The sequence below is a fragment of the Pseudomonas sp. MWU16-30323 genome (genome assembly GCF_020515595.1).
GTDB lineage: Bacteria > Pseudomonadota > Gammaproteobacteria > Pseudomonadales > Pseudomonadaceae > Aquipseudomonas > Aquipseudomonas yamanorum.
Window position 1 is genome coordinate 1 of sequence record NZ_JAIWYM010000015.1, and the last position, 16,856, is coordinate 16,856.

General features: G+C 59.4%; 19 protein-coding genes and 1 pseudogene. 6 read left to right on the forward strand and 14 right to left on the reverse strand.

Translation table 11 applies throughout. The annotated features are described in order from the left end of the window. On the forward strand, positions 1-664 hold a 664-nt coding region (locus tag LIY45_RS18035; protein WP_275948713.1), incomplete at its 5' end, for an RHS repeat-associated core domain-containing protein. A 451-nt stretch (positions 665-1,115) separates the two neighbouring features. Here LIY45_RS18035 and LIY45_RS18045 read toward each other — a convergent pair. Both LIY45_RS18045 and LIY45_RS18050 read right to left on the reverse strand, forming a co-directional pair. Further along, positions 1,116-1,241, reverse strand: a pseudogene (locus LIY45_RS18045) (helix-turn-helix domain-containing protein); the annotation flags it as partial. A 63-nt stretch (positions 1,242-1,304) separates the two neighbouring features. Beyond that, on the reverse strand, positions 1,305-1,742 hold the full coding sequence (locus LIY45_RS18050) for a DUF3995 domain-containing protein (RefSeq protein ID WP_226477100.1): 438 nt from the start codon (positions 1,740-1,742) through the stop codon (positions 1,305-1,307). Positions 1,743-1,835: 93 nt separating this feature from the next. Between LIY45_RS18050 and LIY45_RS18055 the strand changes: the two genes are divergently transcribed. Beyond that, the gene (locus tag LIY45_RS18055) at positions 1,836-2,225 is read left to right on the forward strand and encodes a DUF2946 domain-containing protein (protein ID WP_226477101.1); all 390 of its coding nucleotides are present in this window, start codon (positions 1,836-1,838) and stop codon (positions 2,223-2,225) included. 95 nt (positions 2,226-2,320) lie between these two features. Beyond that, on the forward strand, positions 2,321-4,447 hold the full coding sequence (locus tag LIY45_RS18060; protein WP_226477102.1) for a TonB-dependent receptor: 2,127 nt from the start codon (positions 2,321-2,323) through the stop codon (positions 4,445-4,447). Between the two features lie 137 nt (positions 4,448-4,584). Here the strand turns inward: LIY45_RS18060 and LIY45_RS18065 are convergent, their stop codons facing one another. The 3 genes from LIY45_RS18065 to LIY45_RS18075 form a co-directional block, all read right to left on the reverse strand. After that, positions 4,585-5,601 (reverse strand): ABC transporter substrate-binding protein, encoded by a 1,017-nt coding sequence (locus tag LIY45_RS18065; RefSeq protein ID WP_226477103.1) that lies wholly within the window; start codon positions 5,599-5,601, stop codon positions 4,585-4,587. Between the two features lie 122 nt (positions 5,602-5,723). Then, a complete protein-coding gene (locus LIY45_RS18070; RefSeq protein ID WP_226477104.1) occupies positions 5,724-5,921 on the reverse strand; it encodes a hypothetical protein in 198 nt (65 codons plus the stop codon). Beyond that, positions 5,921-6,370 carry a hypothetical protein gene (locus LIY45_RS18075; protein ID WP_226477105.1) on the reverse strand — a complete coding sequence of 150 codons (450 nt, stop codon included), beginning with the start codon at positions 6,368-6,370 and terminating at the stop codon, positions 5,921-5,923. Before LIY45_RS18075 ends, LIY45_RS18070 begins: the two co-directional genes overlap by 1 nt. Before the next feature lie 466 nt (positions 6,371-6,836). Here LIY45_RS18075 and LIY45_RS18080 point away from each other — a divergent pair, with 466 nt between their 5' ends. The 3 genes from LIY45_RS18080 (at position 6,837) to LIY45_RS18090 (ending at position 7,734) form a co-directional block, all read left to right on the forward strand. Beyond that, positions 6,837-7,040: a hypothetical protein gene (locus LIY45_RS18080; RefSeq protein WP_226477106.1), complete on the forward strand. Its 204-nt coding sequence runs from the start codon at positions 6,837-6,839 to the stop codon at positions 7,038-7,040. 143 nt (positions 7,041-7,183) lie between these two features. After that, positions 7,184-7,414: a hypothetical protein gene (locus LIY45_RS18085; RefSeq protein ID WP_226477107.1), complete on the forward strand. Its 231-nt coding sequence runs from the start codon at positions 7,184-7,186 to the stop codon at positions 7,412-7,414. Positions 7,415-7,497: 83 nt separating this feature from the next. Further along, complete coding sequence (locus tag LIY45_RS18090; RefSeq protein WP_226477108.1) at positions 7,498-7,734, forward strand: DUF2789 domain-containing protein; 237 nt, start codon at positions 7,498-7,500, stop codon at positions 7,732-7,734. Positions 7,735-7,738: 4 nt separating this feature from the next. On the opposite strand, the gene LIY45_RS18095 is transcribed toward LIY45_RS18090, so the two are convergent. The 9 genes from LIY45_RS18095 to LIY45_RS18135 form a co-directional block, all read right to left on the reverse strand. Next, positions 7,739-7,942, reverse strand: a complete 204-nt coding sequence (locus tag LIY45_RS18095; RefSeq protein ID WP_003214710.1) for a hypothetical protein — start codon at positions 7,940-7,942, stop codon at positions 7,739-7,741. A 125-nt stretch (positions 7,943-8,067) separates the two neighbouring features. Next, a complete protein-coding gene (locus tag LIY45_RS18100; RefSeq protein ID WP_226477109.1) occupies positions 8,068-9,651 on the reverse strand; it encodes a methyl-accepting chemotaxis protein in 1,584 nt (527 codons plus the stop codon). A gap of 185 nt (positions 9,652-9,836) precedes the next feature. After that, entirely contained in the window at positions 9,837-10,241 is a 405-nt protein-coding gene (locus tag LIY45_RS18105) for a TraR/DksA C4-type zinc finger protein (RefSeq protein ID WP_003214706.1), read from the reverse strand. 421 nt (positions 10,242-10,662) lie between these two features. Then, positions 10,663-11,700 (reverse strand): ABC transporter permease, encoded by a 1,038-nt coding sequence (locus LIY45_RS18110; RefSeq protein ID WP_003214704.1) that lies wholly within the window; start codon positions 11,698-11,700, stop codon positions 10,663-10,665. A 59-nt stretch (positions 11,701-11,759) separates the two neighbouring features. Then, positions 11,760-13,319 (reverse strand): sugar ABC transporter ATP-binding protein, encoded by a 1,560-nt coding sequence (locus tag LIY45_RS18115; protein WP_017479904.1) that lies wholly within the window; start codon positions 13,317-13,319, stop codon positions 11,760-11,762. Between the two features lie 63 nt (positions 13,320-13,382). Continuing rightward, entirely contained in the window at positions 13,383-14,318 is a 936-nt protein-coding gene (locus tag LIY45_RS18120; protein ID WP_017479903.1) for a sugar ABC transporter substrate-binding protein, read from the reverse strand. Positions 14,319-14,366: 48 nt separating this feature from the next. Next, positions 14,367-14,546, reverse strand: coding sequence for a hypothetical protein (locus tag LIY45_RS18125; protein ID WP_076016225.1), 180 nt, complete (start codon positions 14,544-14,546; stop codon positions 14,367-14,369). Between the two features lie 137 nt (positions 14,547-14,683). Beyond that, entirely contained in the window at positions 14,684-15,724 is a 1,041-nt protein-coding gene (locus tag LIY45_RS18130; RefSeq protein WP_226477110.1) for a Gfo/Idh/MocA family oxidoreductase, read from the reverse strand. A gap of 131 nt (positions 15,725-15,855) precedes the next feature. Continuing rightward, entirely contained in the window at positions 15,856-16,716 is an 861-nt protein-coding gene (locus LIY45_RS18135; protein WP_226477111.1) for a sugar phosphate isomerase/epimerase, read from the reverse strand. Positions 16,717-16,856: the final 140 nt, after the last annotated feature.

Sequence of the window (16,856 nt, forward strand, 5' to 3'; positions counted from 1 at the left end):
TATTGGCCGCTATCTGACGCCCGATCCGGTGAAACTGGCGGGCGGGCTGAACGGATACCAGTACGTGCCCAACCCGACGGGGTGGGTAGATCCGTTGGGGTTAAGTACTTGTCCCGGAGCAAACGGTTGTAAACCGGATATCGGGGTTGGAGATCCGGCCGGAAAAGCTACGGTCAATGAAGCCCAGCCTGCTTTACCTCGTCTGACACCGGCCGAACGACGCGCTCGAATTGATGAGCTTGGGGAAGCGAACGCTTACCGCCGCCTTTATGAACTTGAACAAGCAACGCCGGGAGCGCATTTTCTGGAAAAGCATGGAGCACAGACTACGCTGGCTTCTCAACTCGAAAGGGTAATGACGGCTAGAAATCCTACTACTGGAGAGGTTGAGAGATACATCAAGGGATCGAAGAAGGGACAACCAAAGCCACCTAGCGCTGCAACTCACTTTATTAGCCATAGAGACCAACTAAATGCGATTTACCGCGCACAACTTATATTCAAACTGACTAACATATCGATGTCCAGCAAGCCTATGGACATGAAAAAAACAATTGGCGAGGGATACAAAAAAGACGGCCTCGAGTATGGAAAACAGACAAAAGCAAGGGTAATACTGGACCAACATGGACAACCCATTACCGCCTATACGGATTTTAAATGAAGCTTTTACCGGACCTACAAATCACCAGAAATTTGCTATTCACCTATTGCATCGAGAATACGAATGACATAGAACGAGAGGCCTTCATCGTCTCGAAAAATGTCAATAACGACAAAGAGCTTTCGGAGCTTTTTGACAAATTAACAAAGCCAGTGTTTTTTTCATACAAGGTCGATGAAAGGCAGTGGCACATAGATACACTTGAGCACTTTTTAAAAACTGACGAAACTTTCGACTCCGTCTTCTACCTATTTGATACATACTTCGATGACGAAATTTCCGACCAGCGACAATTTATGAGAATTCTACTTGAATGTTTGACCCGGTATCAGGCAGAAGCCACGAAAAAGGATTGAGGTAATCAGAAACCGTTAACGTGGCTAACAGCAAAGGGGATTGACTTTCATAAAGTACTCCCCTCCTCCCTCGTACTGTCCGACTCCCAAAAACTTCACCCCACCTGCTGCAACCGCCCAGCCCGAAAATCCTTCGGCGACACTTCAAACTGCTTCTTGAACGAGCGACTAAAGTGCGCCGAATCCGTAAACCCCCATTTATACGCAATCGACTCACTGATGCAGAGACCGGCCAAATCAAGCAGTTCAGACATATCAATCATCTTCGCGGTAAACACTCCCCCTCAATTCCACGCCACCACCAACAACCCCGCCCCCAACACCAGACACAGCGGCGAGTAAAAAAACGTATCCAGCCGCGCAAACCGCGACCCGCCGACCTTCTTGAAAAACCCCACCAGCTCCGAATCCCCAATCGCCCGGGCAAACATCACCAGTGCTACTGCACTAATCCCCCACTGCAGCGCATGGTTGGACACCGGCTCGAAATACAGCCCGGCCCGCAGACACACCAACACCGCAATCGCCACCAACCCCACGCCCACCAGCAGCGTCCCAAGTGCCGACGGCTTGAACGCCGGTCGCGGCCCGCTGGCGAATTCACCCGGCAGCTGCGGAATAGCCGCCGTCACACCCAATTTGCCTCCGGCCGCCCAGTACAAATGCACCAAGCTGATAAAGCCAAAAACCCCGACAATCCATCGCGCGACTAAAAAGCTCATGGCTGGATATCCTTGGAAAAGTCCGAGAGAGGATAGCCCTCTTGAGATTTTTTGCAGGCAATTCGTCGGCGGCTGATGATAAAGTGCCGCCCCATGAAACTCGCCCGTACCGACCGCTCGCTCATTGCCTGGATGCTCTACTGCTGCGTCCTGTTCAATGTGTTCGCCTGCAGCATCGGCCACGGGCAAATGGTCGGGATGCAGCTCAACGGCATCGGCGGCCAGTTCTGTACGGTGGACCCGCGCACCCAGGCGCCGGCGCCATACAAGTCCACCGACGAATCCCTGCCCACGCTCTCGAAAGCTTTCGGTTGCCCGCTGTGCTCCACCGGCGGCATGGGCCCGGCGCTCAACTCCAGCCTCAATGTGGCGGTGCTGCCGCAACCCCATGCGCCACCGCCGGCCGTCGTCGCCAGCGCTGACATCCCTGCCCGCTTCACCTGGCCTGCGGCTAATCCGCGCGCCCCGCCCGTCTTCGCCTGATACCTGCGCTTTTCGGATTTGCCCATGCAACTGCCTCCCTCGGGAGTGCGGACGGCTGTGGGTTGTTTTCAAGCCATGTTTTTCAGGATTCAACCATGAAACATTTACCCCTTTTGGCGGGCCTGTTCGGCTGCCTGCCTGTCAGCACCTGGGCGATTGAGCTGGCACCGACCACCATTGATGGCGAGCAAACCGGCGAGCCCGGCCTGGCCCTGGATCAGTCCAGTGGCATGGCCTCGCGGCTGGGACTGAGCGTGCGGGAAACCCCGGCGTCCATCAGCATTGCCAATCGCAATGACATCGAGCGCCGAGGCGCCAAGACGTTTCAGGACGCGGCCAATACCCTGCCCGGGGTCAACGCCAGCGCGCCGCCGGGGTTTGGCGGTTTTATCTCTTATCGGGGTTTTACCAGCAGCCAGATTACCCAGATGTTCAATGGCGTTGCGGTGTCCGGCGGCCTGGCTCGCCCGGTGGATGCGTGGATTTATGACCGGGTCGAATTGGTCGGTGGCCCCTCCTCGCTGATCAACGGTGCCGGTTCCGTCGGTGGGTCGCTGAACTACGTGACCAAGCTGGCCACCCGTGAGGAACAGGCCGCCGAAGGACAACTGACGTATGGCAGCTACGACACCGCCGGGATGGCCTTCGGCCTGAACCACGCCCTGACCGAGCCGGGCGCCGAGGTCCAGCATTACGCGCGCCTGGACGTGAGCCGCAACACCAACCACACCTATATCGATCGCCAACAGCGCGATGCCTGGAGCGTGGCGTTTTCCCTGCTGAGTGACTTCACCCCGAACCTGTCCCACACCCTGGCCCTGGAATACCAGGACGAACACGAAGACAGCCCCTACTGGGGCACGCCGGTGCTCAACCCGAAGTCCGGCGAGTTGAAGATCGACAAGCACAACCGCTTCAACAACTACAACGTGGCCGACGGCCGTTATGAGCAACGCACGATCTGGGTGCGCTCGATCATCGACTACCGGATCAACGACAGCACCACCCTGAAAAACACCCTCTATCACCTCGACAGCCAGCGCGACTATCGCAACCTGGAAACCTACCAGTACAACGCCGATAACAGCGCGGTGAATCGCTCCACAGCTTATCAAGTGCGACATCAGGGTGAGCAGAACGGCAACCAGTTCGAGCTGCGCCATGACGACACGTTCTTCGGCTTGAGCACGACCTGGTCGGGCGGCTTTGAGTACAAGGTCAACAGCACCACCAACAACCCGTTGAATGTATCCGCCAAAAATACGGTGGACCCGAACCACTACGATCCGGGGCATTTCTATGACCTTCCCGGCACCAAGCCCGGCTTCGACCCGGACAAGACCAACGCCGTCACCACCAAGGCGTTGTTCGTCGAAAACCGCCTGGGCCTGACCGACAAACTGTCGCTGCTCACTGGGCTGCGCTACGACGCGATTGACCTTGAGGTCACCAACCACCGGGACATCACCGCCAGCAATCCCCGGCACGTCAAGCGCAGCTGGGAGCCAGTGACCGGGCGCATCGGCCTGACGTATCAGTTCATTCCACAAGCCAATGTCTACGTGCAATACAGCACCGCCGCCGAACAGCCGAGCAGCACCACCCAGGTGTTCGACGTGTCCACCGGCAAGCAGTGGGAGGTGGGCAGCAAGTTCGACTACCTGGACGGTCGCGGTTCGGCCACCGTCGCGGCCTACAGGATCGAGCGCAAGGACTTCGCCGTCACCGACCCGCAGGACCCGACCAACAGCATTCCGGTGGGCGCGCAGAGGTCCAAGGGTATCGAGCTGGCCAGTTCGTTGCGGGTCACGCCCAAGCTATTGCTGGAGGGCAACTACGCCTGGGTCGATGCCGAGTACGAGGACTTCAACGAGAAAACCGCCAGCGGCGCCGTGGTGTCGCGCAAGGGCAATACGCCGACCAATGTGCCCAGGCAGGTGGGCAATGTGTGGCTGACTTATGACTTTGCGGAGGATTGGCAAGGGGGCGTGGACGCACGGTATGTGGCGTCAGTGTATGCCGACAATGCCAACACCCTGACGGTGCCGGCGTATACCTTGTTCGGTACGTTTTTGACCTACAAGGTGGATCAGCACACCTGCGTGACGGGCCGGGTGCGCAACCTGACCAATGAGGTATATGCCGAGTTTGCTCATGTGTCGCCGGCGTATTACCTCGGGTCGCCGAGGACGTTTGAGCTGGCGGTGCAGACCAGATTCTAAAGCCAGAACATGACCCATGTGGGAGCCGGGCTTGCCCGCGATGCCAGCAACTCGGTCTGTCAGTTAAACCGAGGTGCCGGCATCGCAGGCAAGCCGGCTCCCACATTTGATCGGTGCCAGTCAGGTCTGTTGGCGTGTTACTTCAGGCTGCTTTCCACCTTCTGCGCCACATCCTCAGTCAGCCACGCCTTCCAGACTTCCGGATGATCCTTGAGGAACGCCTGGGCGACTTCGCGTGGCTGGCTGTGCTTCTCGCTCATCTCGGCCAGCGCCTTGTTCAACGGTTCGATCGGAAAGTCGACCTTGGCAAAGAACTCGGCAATCTGCGGATGCTCTTTCTGGAACGGTGTGGACACACCAATACTCAGCTTGGAAGCCAGGGAACGGGTGGGTTTTGGATCGGGATTGTCCGCATCTGTCAGCGTCTTCCACGCTTCGGCATCAAATGGCGGCTCTTCCAGCTGGATCAGTTTGTAGCGCCCCATCAGCGGCGTAGGTGACCAGTAGTAGAACAGCACCGGTTTGCCCCGGCGGATCGACGAGGCAATCTCGGCGTCCAGCGCAGCACCCGAGCCACTGCGGAAATTCACGTAGCTGTCATCCAGCCCATAGGCCTTGAGCTTTTGTTTGTTGACCACTTCCGAGGTCCAGCCAATCGGGCTGTTGAGGAAACGGCCCTTGCTCGGCGCTTCGGGGTCCTTGAACACGTCCTTGTAGCGCGCCAGGTCCTTCACGCTGCGCAGGTCCGGCGCCAGGGGCTTGATGCCTTTGGCCGGGTCGCCCTTGACCACGTACTCCGGCACCCACCAGCCCTCGGTGGCGCCCTTGACGATATCCCCAAGGCCCACCACTTTGCCTTCGGCCTCGGCCTTGACCCACACCGGGCTGCGGCCGGCCCATTCTTCGCCGATCACCTGGATGTCGTTTTTCGCCAGGGCGGTTTCCAGGGTGATGGTGGTGCCGGGCAAGGTGTCGGTGGGCAGGTCATAACCCTTTTCGACAATCACCCGCAGCACCTCGGTGATCAGGCTGCCGCTTTCCCAGTTCAGGTCTGCAAAATGAATCGGCGCCTGGGCGGCCGATACGGGCAGCGACGCCGCTGACAGACTCAGGGTCGTCAGCGAGGCCGCCAACAGCGCTCGAATTCCTTTCATGCTTTGCACCTCATGCCTACAGCAATAGCGAATGGCTTTGCTGTTACACCGCGAAGCCTCTGAATACTTAAGTCAACTCAACTGTAGTAGAGGTTCCGGCAAACATGGCATGTCGCATGCTTTTACGGCGGATTGTTCAGCCGCTGCAACTCACGGCGCACCATGCTGGCGAATTCGGCGGGCTTGAGTTCATACAACTGGCCGGCGACCCAGTTCAACCAGGCGCCCTGCAACTCGGACTTGCGGGCAAACATGTGAGCCGCCCTGGCTTGCGCATCGAGCAGGTGCTGCTCGTGGAACTGCGCCCTACCCTGGCTCATTACTCGCTGGCCTTGAAGGTCACGAGTTCACCCTTGCGCCATTTGGCGGCCTTGCCGGTGACGGCCTTCAGGGTCTTGGTCAGGCCTTCTACCAATTGCTCATTGGCGGCAAACACCAGCATCACGCTGTGGCCCTCCTTAAACACAATGCCCTGGCCTTCGGCCGAGGACACAAAGGCGTAATCGCCCAGGCCATACACCGTCAACTTGATATCGCGAAACTTCAACTCGAACTTGCCGCCTTCGCGACTGGGCAATACGGCGGCCCGGAAATGATCACCGACCTTGAGTTCCAGGCGCGGCTTGTCGTCCACCACCAGCGCCGATTCGGTATCGATCTCGGCGATGTAGATACCTTCAGGCGTCTGCTCAGTGATGTAGACGAAACGGGATTGAAACTGCTTGACCAACTTTGCGCGCAAATCACCCAGCACGAATAACGCGTGCATATCCAGATTACTGACTGCCAAGGAAACGCCCCCACATCAAAAGGGTGCTGTCCGCCCAAGCGGGCAGCACAAAAAAAACGGCCGAAACGGCACGATCACACAACACATTCACTGAAAAAAACTGAAGAAGATCACGCTGCCAGGCCATGAGACTAGTACAGGCGTGCCCGACGCACCTTACGCAGGTCGCCAGACGTTGCAGGAAATCACAGGTTTAACGACCAGAGAATACTGGCCGACCCACTTCAGACAATAACCCTTTAAAAAATGCAGTTTCCGACATCCAACACAGAAACTAATGCTTTGGATGGAACCGGACGCCGGACGCTGACGACAATACTAAAACAGCAACACGGGTTAAAACCACTCGAAATACTGCAAGCGGGTACGCAATGTCGATCGACAGGAGCTGATTATGCAACGACCTCAACCGATTGCCACACCTTCGAACACGGGATCATCTTTTATGGATGACGGGCCATTCTACTCCCTATACACCCACGACAGTTGCCTGCATTCGGTTCTCTATCGGGTAGTACCCGCGGGGAGAAACTTCTTCCATATCCTCGAAGTGCCCAGTGGACGGATCAAAGGCTTTCGCAGCGGCCATAGCCAGGCATGCGAACTGGCCCGACAGCTGGAAGCGATCCTGCAAGCGCCACACGGCTGAGGCGCGGCGCTGTCGTTTCGTCATCTGGTTGACTTTACTGCGCCGCCAGCGCGTAACAACTGCCATACTGGTCCGTCCATTGAGATTTGTCCCCTTGCGGTTCAGGTTTCATCAGCGCAATCACCTCCAAGGGAAGGCTATACGTGACGGAATTTGATATTGGCGAATTTTTCATCCATGGCGAAGCCAGGGAAGTAGACGGTGAGTTCCAGGCCGTGATTGTGATGCGGGCCAAGGCTCCCCTGACCACCGTGACGACCCACCAGGTAGAAAAGGACCGCTGGTTCAAAACCGTAGACGCTGCCCAGACGGCGGCCAAGGATGCCGCCAAAGCCCTTAAGGCCGCCGTCGATTCAGGCGCACTGACCTCCTGATTACCCGGCGCGAAAATCCGATCGAACTCTGCTCCGCCACAACCCTCCCATGCATACGATGATCAGCCCGCATGGAGAACGATATGGAAGCGCCGACTTACACCCTCGAAGACCTGTTTGAACAACTTGGACTGGAATCGTCCCCAGAGGCGATTGACGCCTTTATCGGCGAACACACCCTGCCCAATGACGTAAAGCTGATTGACGCGGATTTCTGGTCACCGCAACAAGCCCAATTTCTTAAAGATGAACTGCGTGAAGACGCCGTTTGGGCAATGGCGGTGGATGAGTTGAACCAGCGCCTGCACCAGCCACGCTGACCTTTCAATGCAGGCTGTCTGACTGCTCCAGGTGCAACAGCGCCTCCCAGGCAGCCCTGCACTCTTCGGCTTCATCGCGGCTGGCGAACGCCGTGCCGCGCTGCTCTCCGTTAAGCAACACCACCCAACAGGCCTTCTGCCCCAACGCACGCAGGGTGGGCGGTACGCCACTGCCAATCATCACAGCCACATCGACTTTGGTTTGCATGGAACGCCTCCAGAGAATTAGTTAGCTGGCTAACAATGTTCGCCATGCTACGGTTTTCCTCCAGTTGGAAAAAGCTATCCCCGGAATAGCTCCCTTGCATAACCTGCAACAATCGCCTCGCTGAGTCAGCGCCCCTCGGGTTTATAGCCCAGGCGCAAGCCGCCCCAATGCCGGCCATTGACCGTGATCGGCACCGACAAGTCGTGCATCAACTCACCCGTATCGCGGGTGTAGGTCTGCAACAACACCGCCTGCTGGTGGCTGCCGCAGCGGATCCCGGTGCGGTCTTCAAACTTGCGCTTGGTGCGGTTCTGTACCGCGTCCACCTGGGCATCGCCGGTCAACGTTTGAGAAAACACCTTGTTGTGGGTCGGCACATAACCTTGTGGCGTGCAGGCAATCGCGAACACCAGTCCTTCATGCCGAGGCAGCAAGGCTTCCTGGATCGCCGGCAGGACCTGGTCGGTGTAGCCATCAAAGCGCGTGTGGTACTTGCTGGGTTGAGTATTGGGAATGGGGGTGTAGTTGCGGTCGAACAGGTCATCGAGGCTGATGCGGTTTTGCAGGACGTCCGCTTCAAACTGCGCGGCGATCCGGCTCGCCCCTTCGCGGGCCAGGTCATAGATACGCTGGTGATAGTCGTCCAGGCCGACCTCGGCGAGACGCTCGCTGATGGTTTCGGCCTGCCCTTCCATTTGTACGGCGGCAGCGGCCAACTCTTGGGTTTGCTGGTCGCTGACGGTCAAGTCGCTGCGCATCTGCTCCACCGCATGGAACAGGTTGTCGAGTTGGTCGCGGTTAGTGTCCGTGCCTTGGGCGATCTCGTTGACCTGGCCCTCCACGTTCGCCGCCAGGGTGGCAATGCTGTCCAGTTGCTCCCCGGCGTGCTCTACCTGCTCTACGCCGGATTGCAAATCCGCCGACAATTGCCGGATCTGCTCCACCACCTGGGCGGTGCGCTGCTGGATATCCGCCACCATCACCCCGACTTCATCGGTCGCCGTGGCGGTTCGCCCGGCCAGGCCACGCACTTCGTCGGCGACGACCGCAAACCCACGACCATGCTCACCGGCCCGCGCGGCTTCAATCGCCGCGTTCAAGGCCAACAGGTTGGTCTGGCTGGCAATCGACTGAATCACCAGGGTGACACGCTGGATTTCTTCGCTGCGCTGGCTCAAGGCCTCGATCAATTGGCGACTGTCGTTGGCGCGCTGGCTGAGTTGGTGCATGCGGGTGATGGATTGCGCCAGCACCTCACGCCCTTCGGTACTGCGTTGATGAGCCTGGCTGGCAGCGCCGAGGGCCTGGCGGCTCAGCGCCGAGGTGACTTTCTCGGTGCCGATCATCACTTCGGCACTGCTGACGATCTGCTGCGCCGCGCCTAATTGTGATTGCAGCCTGGCCGCCAGTTGCTTGACCGAATAGGCCACACCGGCAGCAGACAATGCGTTATGGCTGGTGGTGTAGGACAGGTCGCGGGTCAGCTCGCCGATCGCATCGGTGGCTTCGGAAAGTGTGGCGCTGGGGGTGCGATGTGTCAGGCGGGGTAGCCAGATCAGTAGCAGCGCTACCGGCAGGCACAGGTAAATCGACAGTTGGGCGAACGCCAGGCCCAGCAGCAATAGCACCAGGGCGGTACTTTGCAGGAGCGGCGTCAACCAGCCGGGCAACTGTCGCGCCACCGGAGGAGGTGACACTGCTGCGCCCATGAGAGATCCGTCTCCAGCCATGTTCGTTACCCCGCTGCTTGTCGTTATTGTGACTGCATTAGACGCCACTACGTAGCCATTATCCATGGGCCTTTAGTGGGGGGCTTGCAGCAGATCAATAAACGGGGGGGAACCCGCTGTTTTCTGCTGGGAACCGGGTAACCCGGCTCCAGCAGTTCACCGCATCAGGCTTGACGCTGGTGCTTGTCGATTTGCTCGTGGCGCTCTTGCGCTTCGATGCAGTACTTGGTGGTCGGGCTGATCAGCAGGCGCTTGAGGCCGATAGGCTCGCCGCTGTCATCGCACCAGCCGAAGGAGTCTTCCTTGATACGGCCCAGGGCCTGCTCAAGTTGCGGCAGCATGCGCTGGTCGCGGTCGATGGCATTCACCAGCCAGGTGCGCTCTTCTTCGACAGACGCGGCATCAGCCGGGTCAGCCGGGGTGTCCAGGCTTTCAATGGCGATGCGGTTCTGCTCGATGCGCTCGTGGTGTTCCACTTTCATGTCTTGCAACAACTTCTCGAAAAAAGCGTGCTGCTCGGCATTCATGTAGTCATCCGCCGGCATGGCCAGCAACTTTTCCTTTGTCATTGATTTCTCTATAAAAAATACGTGCATTAAGGCGAATAAGGGAGCGTTCCGGCCGACCTCTGCAGGTCTCGGAAAGGCGCCGTCCATTTCAAGCGCCACCCGGCACTCAATTTACGAGGGGCGGCAGTCTAAGGCCGACTTGAGGGCTCAGCAACTGAAATGACAGGCATTTTTTCCAAGATAACCCGCAAAGGCACCAGGACGGGCTCGGCGAACGGTCATCGGAGTGCGTTTATAGCAAGAAATTCAGTGTTGTGGAGCTATATAGAAGACAAACGGTTAAACGTTGGTGGCAAAACGCCTATGTGGGAGCCGGGCTTGCCCGCGATGCAGGCGACTCGATCTGACAGATTGACCGAGTTGATGCTATCGCAGGCAAGCCAGCTCCCACATTTTGATCTGTGTAAACCTCAGGACCGCGTCAGCGCTTGAGTTTGCGCTTGTTGCGATACTGGTCGATTACCACCGCCACTACGATGATCAGGCCCTTGATGATGTCCTGGATGTAGGCATCCACGCCGACGAAGGTAAACCCGCTGGCCATCACCCCGAGGATCAGCGCGCCGATCACGGTGCCGGTGATGCGCCCTACCCCGCCCGCCAGGCTGGTGCCGCCGATCACCGCGGCGGCAATCGCGTCCAGCTCATAGGACATGCCCATGCCCGCCTGCCCGGTGGCTGCCCGTGCCGAGGCGACTACACCGGCCAGGCCGGCCAGCAAGCCAGCGATGCTGTAGACGATGATCAGGTGGCGCTTGACGTTGATGCCCGAGGTCCGCGCCGCCTGCATGTTGCCGCCGATGGCGTAGGTGTATTTGCCGTACTTGGTGTAGCGCAGGGCGATATGGAAGATCACCGCCACCACCAGGAAGATCACCACCGGCATCGCGCCGTGGCCGATGGCCGTGTAGGAGTCCGAGAGCATGCTCACCGGCTGGCCTTCGGTGTAGTAACGCGCCAGGCCACGGGCCGAGACCATCATGCCGAGGGTCGCAATAAACGGTGGAATCCCGGTGACCGCAATAATGCTGCCGTTGATGGCCCCCGCCAGCAACCCCACGCCCAGCCCCATCGCCACCGGTATCCACACCGGCAGGTCCGTCAGGGACGGAAACACCGCACGGGAAAAGTCGGAAGTCTGCGCCAGACTGGCGGCGATCATCGCCGACAAGGCCAGCACCGAGCCCGACGACAAATCAATACCCGTGGTGATGATCACCTGGGTCACGCCAATCGCCAGCAGGCCGATGATCGACACTTGCAGGATCATCAACACCAGGCGCTGGGAGTTCATCAGGAAGCTCTGGTCGCGCACGATCCAGCCGAACAACTCAAACACCAGGCCGATGCCTATCAGCACCAGCAGGATGCTCAGCTCGGTGGGCATGCGTCGACGGTGCTTGACCGGCGCCGCGGCGGGCTTCTTTTCCTCGGGTTTGCTTTCCAGTATCGCGTTCATAACCACTCACCTTTTTTATCGCGTTGCGCCGGCCACAACGGGCCGGCGCCGTCTGTTCGTTAGTGGACCGCCGTCATACCGGAAGCCAGTTGCATGACTTTTTCCTGGGTCGCGTCGGCGCGGTCCAGGGTGCCCATCAGGTCGCCTTCGTGCATCACCATCACCCGGTCGCTCATGCCCAGCACTTCGGGCAGCTCCGAGGAAATCATGATCACGGCCATGCCTTCGCTGGCCAGGTAGGAAATCAGCCGGTAGATCTCGGCCTTGGCGCCCACGTCGATACCGCGGGTGGGTTCGTCGAGGATCAGCAGCCGTGGGTTGGTCATCAGCCAGCGGGCCAACAGGGCTTTTTGCTGGTTGCCACCGGACAAGGTGTCGATGCACTGTTCCAGCGACGGGGTTTTCACCCGCAGCTTGGTGCACATGTCTTCGCACAGGGCACGCAGGGCTTTTTGCTGGATAAAGCCGTTGCCGGAGTAATGCGGCAGCACGGCCATCTCCATGTTTTCCAGCACCGACAGGCAGGGGAACAGGCCGCTGAGCTTGCGGTCTTCGGTCAGCAGCGCGAAGCCCTTCTCGATGGCCATGTGCGGGTCGGTGATGCGCACGGTCTTGCCGTCCAGCTGGATCTCGCCGCCGGAGCTTGGGGTGATGCCAAAAATGGTTTCCGCCACGTTGGTCCGCCCGGAGCCCATCAGCCCGGCGATGCCGAGAATCTCCCCGGCGTGCAGGTCAAACGACACGCCCTGGAACACCCCGTCCAGGCGCAGGTCGCGCACCGACAGCAGCAGATCGCCGATGGGCTTGTCCCGCACCGGGAACAGCTGGCTCAGCTCACGCCCCACCATCATCGAGATCAGGCTGTCGCTGTCCATGCTGTCGGCCCGCTGCAGGCCGATATAGGCGCCATCGCGGAACACCGCCACTTCATCGGCGATGGCGAACACTTCGTTCATTTTATGGGTGATGTAGATGATGCCTTTGCCCTGGGACTTGAGGTCGGCAATGATCGAAAACAGGTGGGCCACTTCCTTGTCGGTAATGGCGGAGGTCGGTTCATCCATGATCAGGATGTCGGAGTCATAGGACACTGCCTTGGCAATCTCGACCATCTGCCGCTCGGCGATGCTCAGGTTGCCGACGTGTTCCTCCGGGTCGAGGTTGATCCGCAACCGCGCCAGCAATTCGGCGGTGCAGCGGTGCATTTCCCGATGGTTGACCATGTGCAGGCCATTGAGCTGTTCGCGGCCGATCCAGATGTTCTCGGCGATGCTCATGTGGGGCATCAGGTTGAGTTCCTGGTGGATCATTGCGATCCCGGCCTTCTGCGCTGCCAACGGCGTTTCGAATTTGATCGGCTTGCCACGCAAGCGGATTTCACCGGCGTCAGGCTGATAGATGCCAGCGATGATCTTCATCAGCGTCGACTTGCCCGCACCGTTCTCGCCCATCAGCGCCAGCACCGAGCCGGGGCGCACCCGCAGCTGCACATCGGCCAGGGCCACGACGCCGGGAAAGCCTTTGCTGATATTGGAAATCTCCAGCAGGTAGGGCTCGATCAGCCCGTCGGGCTGAGGGCCCGGCAGCGGGGCTTGCGAAGCAGTCGCTTGAGCAAACATATCGGGTACTCCGTCAGCAGGGCCGCCGTGGCTGCCCTGCCGGTTTATTGTTGTTATTAAGGGCTACTTGAAGTCTTTGACGTTGTCCGGGGTGATCAGCTTGAACGGGATCACCACGTTCTGCTCCACCGGCTCGTGCCTGGCCATCTTGCGCGCCGCTTCCACCGAACCCACGGCCTGGCCATTGGCGTCCTGGAACGCCGACGCGGCCATGTCGCCCTTGGTAATCGCGTTCAAACCGTCCGGTGTGCCATCCACCCCGGCGATCAACACGGTGCCCGGCTTGGTGCCCGCCGACTTCAACGCCATGGACGCACCGATGGCCATCTCGTCGTTGTTGGCCAGCACCGCGTTGAATTCACGGCCTTGGGTCAGCCAGTCGTTGACCAGGGTCATGCCCTTGTCACGCAGCCAGATCCCGGTCTGTTCCTGCTCGATGGTGATGCCTGGGTATTTGGCCAGGACTTCCTTCACCCCCTTGGTGCGGTTGGTGGTGGAGTTGTTTGCCAGGTCACCCAGCAGGATCACGATCTTGCCCTTGCCGCCGAGCTTTTCGGCGATGTACTGCATTTGCAGGCGACCCGCCTCGACGTCATCGGAGGTCACCGCCACCACGCCCTTGGGTAATTCTTTCTGGTCGGGACGCCGGTTGACGAACACCAGCGGAATCCCCGCCTTGGTAGCTTCGGTGATAATGTTCTTGGTCGATGCGGTATCGACCGGATTGACGATGATGGCATCGACTTTCTGGCTGATGAAGCTCTCGACCTGGCTCAGTTGCTTGACCACATCGGCGCGGGCGTCTTCGAACTGCAGCTGCACGCCGTCACCCTTGGGGTAGGACTTGGCTTGCTTGTCCATGTCCTCACGCAGGTAAGTCAGGAAGGTGTCATCGAACGCCGACATGCTCACGCCCACCTTGATATCGGCCGCCGTGGCGAAACCACTGGCGAGCATCATGGACAGGGCCAGCGCGGTAAAACGGATCGGGGTCTTCATGAACGGTCTGTCTCCAATTTCTTGTTGGTTTTGTGGACGTTGCGTTTTTCAGAGCGAAGCGGTCGGCAGTCGAACGATCGGCGCCCCCGGAATGCAGCACACCAGGGAACCCTTGCTTTCGACGCACAGGACATTCAGGAGGGAAAAGTAAAACGGCCGGGCGCGGGGCAGACCGCGAGGCTTGAGGGCAGGACGTAAAACTCGCAGTACAGCGTTGAAGATTTTCATCTGACGGTACCTGGTTGTTTTGATCTTGTTTTTGTCGAGTCGCCCGAATCGAGTCCGAACGTACTTTATGCAACCTGGAATGACTTTATTGGAAAATAATTTCCATATCAACCTGTTTTAGAATTTTATTCTATTTTTCATCTGTGCGGCTCCACCTCCGCCATTTCCACCACCTGCTGACGTTCGGAACTGAGGCGTGCCGCGTCCAGTACGCGGGTGGTTGCCAGCGCATCCTGGACATTCACCGGCAACTCGCCATGACCGTGCACGGCGTTTTGCAACTGACTGTAGAACTGATTCCAGCGGCCCTTTTCCGACGGTACCCGCTCACGATCCGGACCTTGCTCGAACCAGCCCCAGCGTCGGTGCTCTTCGGCGCCCCAGTGCTCGCCTTCGGTTTTCGGGGTCTTGCCGGCCAGCAGCGCGTCTTCCTGACCGTCCAGCCCTTCGACGGTGTAACAACCGGCGGTGCCATTTACCCGAAAACGCGGGGCCTGGCTGTTTTGCAGGGCGCTGCCCCACAGGTGCGAAATCACCCCGTTGGCGTGGGTCAGCGATACAAAGAAGCCGTGATCCACGTTGGGCTCATCGGCGGTGTAGTACAACTGGGCGAATACCCGGTCTACCGGGCCAAACAGCTGCATGGCCTGGTCCACCAGATGGCTGCCCAAGTCCCGCAGGAAACCGCCGCCGCTGGCATTGCCCACGGAGTCCGGGTTGTAGCGCTCCACCCGGGATTCAAAGCGGGTGACGGTGCCCAGGGCGCCGGCATCGATCAGCTTGCGCAGGGTCAGGAAATCCGAGTCCCAGCGCCGGTTCTGGTAGACGCTGAGCAGCACACCCTGGCGTTCGGCGGCGGTAATCAAGGCCTGGGCCTGTTCGGCGTTGCTGGCGAAGGGTTTGTCGCTGACCACGGCCACACCGTGTTCAATGGCCTCCAGCACCAGGGCCGGACGGCCCTTGAGGGTAGTGGAGATCACCAGCACGTCGACGCCGGCCTCGGTGATCTGCCCGATACTGTCGAAGGCCTTCACACCGGGGTGATCCGTTGCCAGTTGCTGGCGACGTTCGGGTGACCGCGTCACCACGCCGACAAAGGTCGCCCCCGGCAGGCTGGCTATCAGGGGTGCATGAAATACACGGCCGCCTTTGCCGTATCCAACCAGTCCGATCCGCATACAAATACTCCTTGGTTAATGGTGGCGAGGGAGCTTGCTCCCGCTCGACTGCGTAGCAGTCGCAAGCTTTTGGGGGCGCTTCGCACCCCAGCGGGAGCAAGCTCCCTCGCCACAGGGCAAGCCACAACGGTCTAAGAACACAGCTCTCGGGTGACCCGCTCCAGCATCATCCGGTTGGACTCATCCGGCCGGTCTTCCCAGGCAAACACCGACACCGTGGCGATGCCGTCGAACTTGATTTCCCGCAGGGTGCCGAAAAACGCCTCCCAGTTGACCTCGCCCTGGCCGATGTCCAGGTGCTGATGCACGGTGGCCGTGACGCCCGGCGGGTTGACGATGTAGCGCAGGTTGGAGGACGCCCGGTGGTTGTAGGTGTCGGCGATAATCAAGTGGCTGAGCTTGGCGCCTGCGTACTTGAGCATCGAGGCGATATCGCCCTTGCCGTCGTCATAGAAGAAGGTGTGGGGCGCGGCGTAGAGGTAGTTGATCCAGTCGCGGTCGAGGCCGCGAATGATGTCCACCGACTCGTTGTTGCGCTCGCAGAAGTCGTACGGGTGCGCCTGGATATCCAGCTTCACGCCTTCGCGCTCGAACTCCGGCATCAGCTCGTCCATGGAGCGCATAAACTGGTTTTCGCACACCAGCGGGTTGTCGGACTGGCCGGTGAATTCGGTGTTGACCCGCTCGCAGTCCATTTCCACGGCGATCTGGATCGCGCGCTTCCAGTTGCGTACGGCGGCAACCCGCAGGCCTTCGTCGGCGGCGGCCCAGTGGTACATGGGCAATAGGGACGAGAGCTGCACGCCGGCGTCGCTCAGGGCCTTGCGAAACTCCTTGATGCGCGCCCGGTCGACCCGGGGGGCCTTGTAGAACGGCAGGAAGTCTTCCCGGGGCGAGAGTTCGATGTGCTGGTAGCCGAGCTCGGCGGCCTTGTCGACCATTTGGCCGAGGGGCAGGTGGCGGTACATGTAGGGGTCTAATGCGATGCGCATGTTAGAAACGCTCCCAAATCTGATGTTGGAACCCGATCAAATGTGGGAGCTGGCTTGCCTGCGATAGCGGTGTATCAGGCGACAGTCTTGTTGAATGTGCCGCCGTCATCGCAGGCAAGCCAGCTCCCACACTGGTCGGG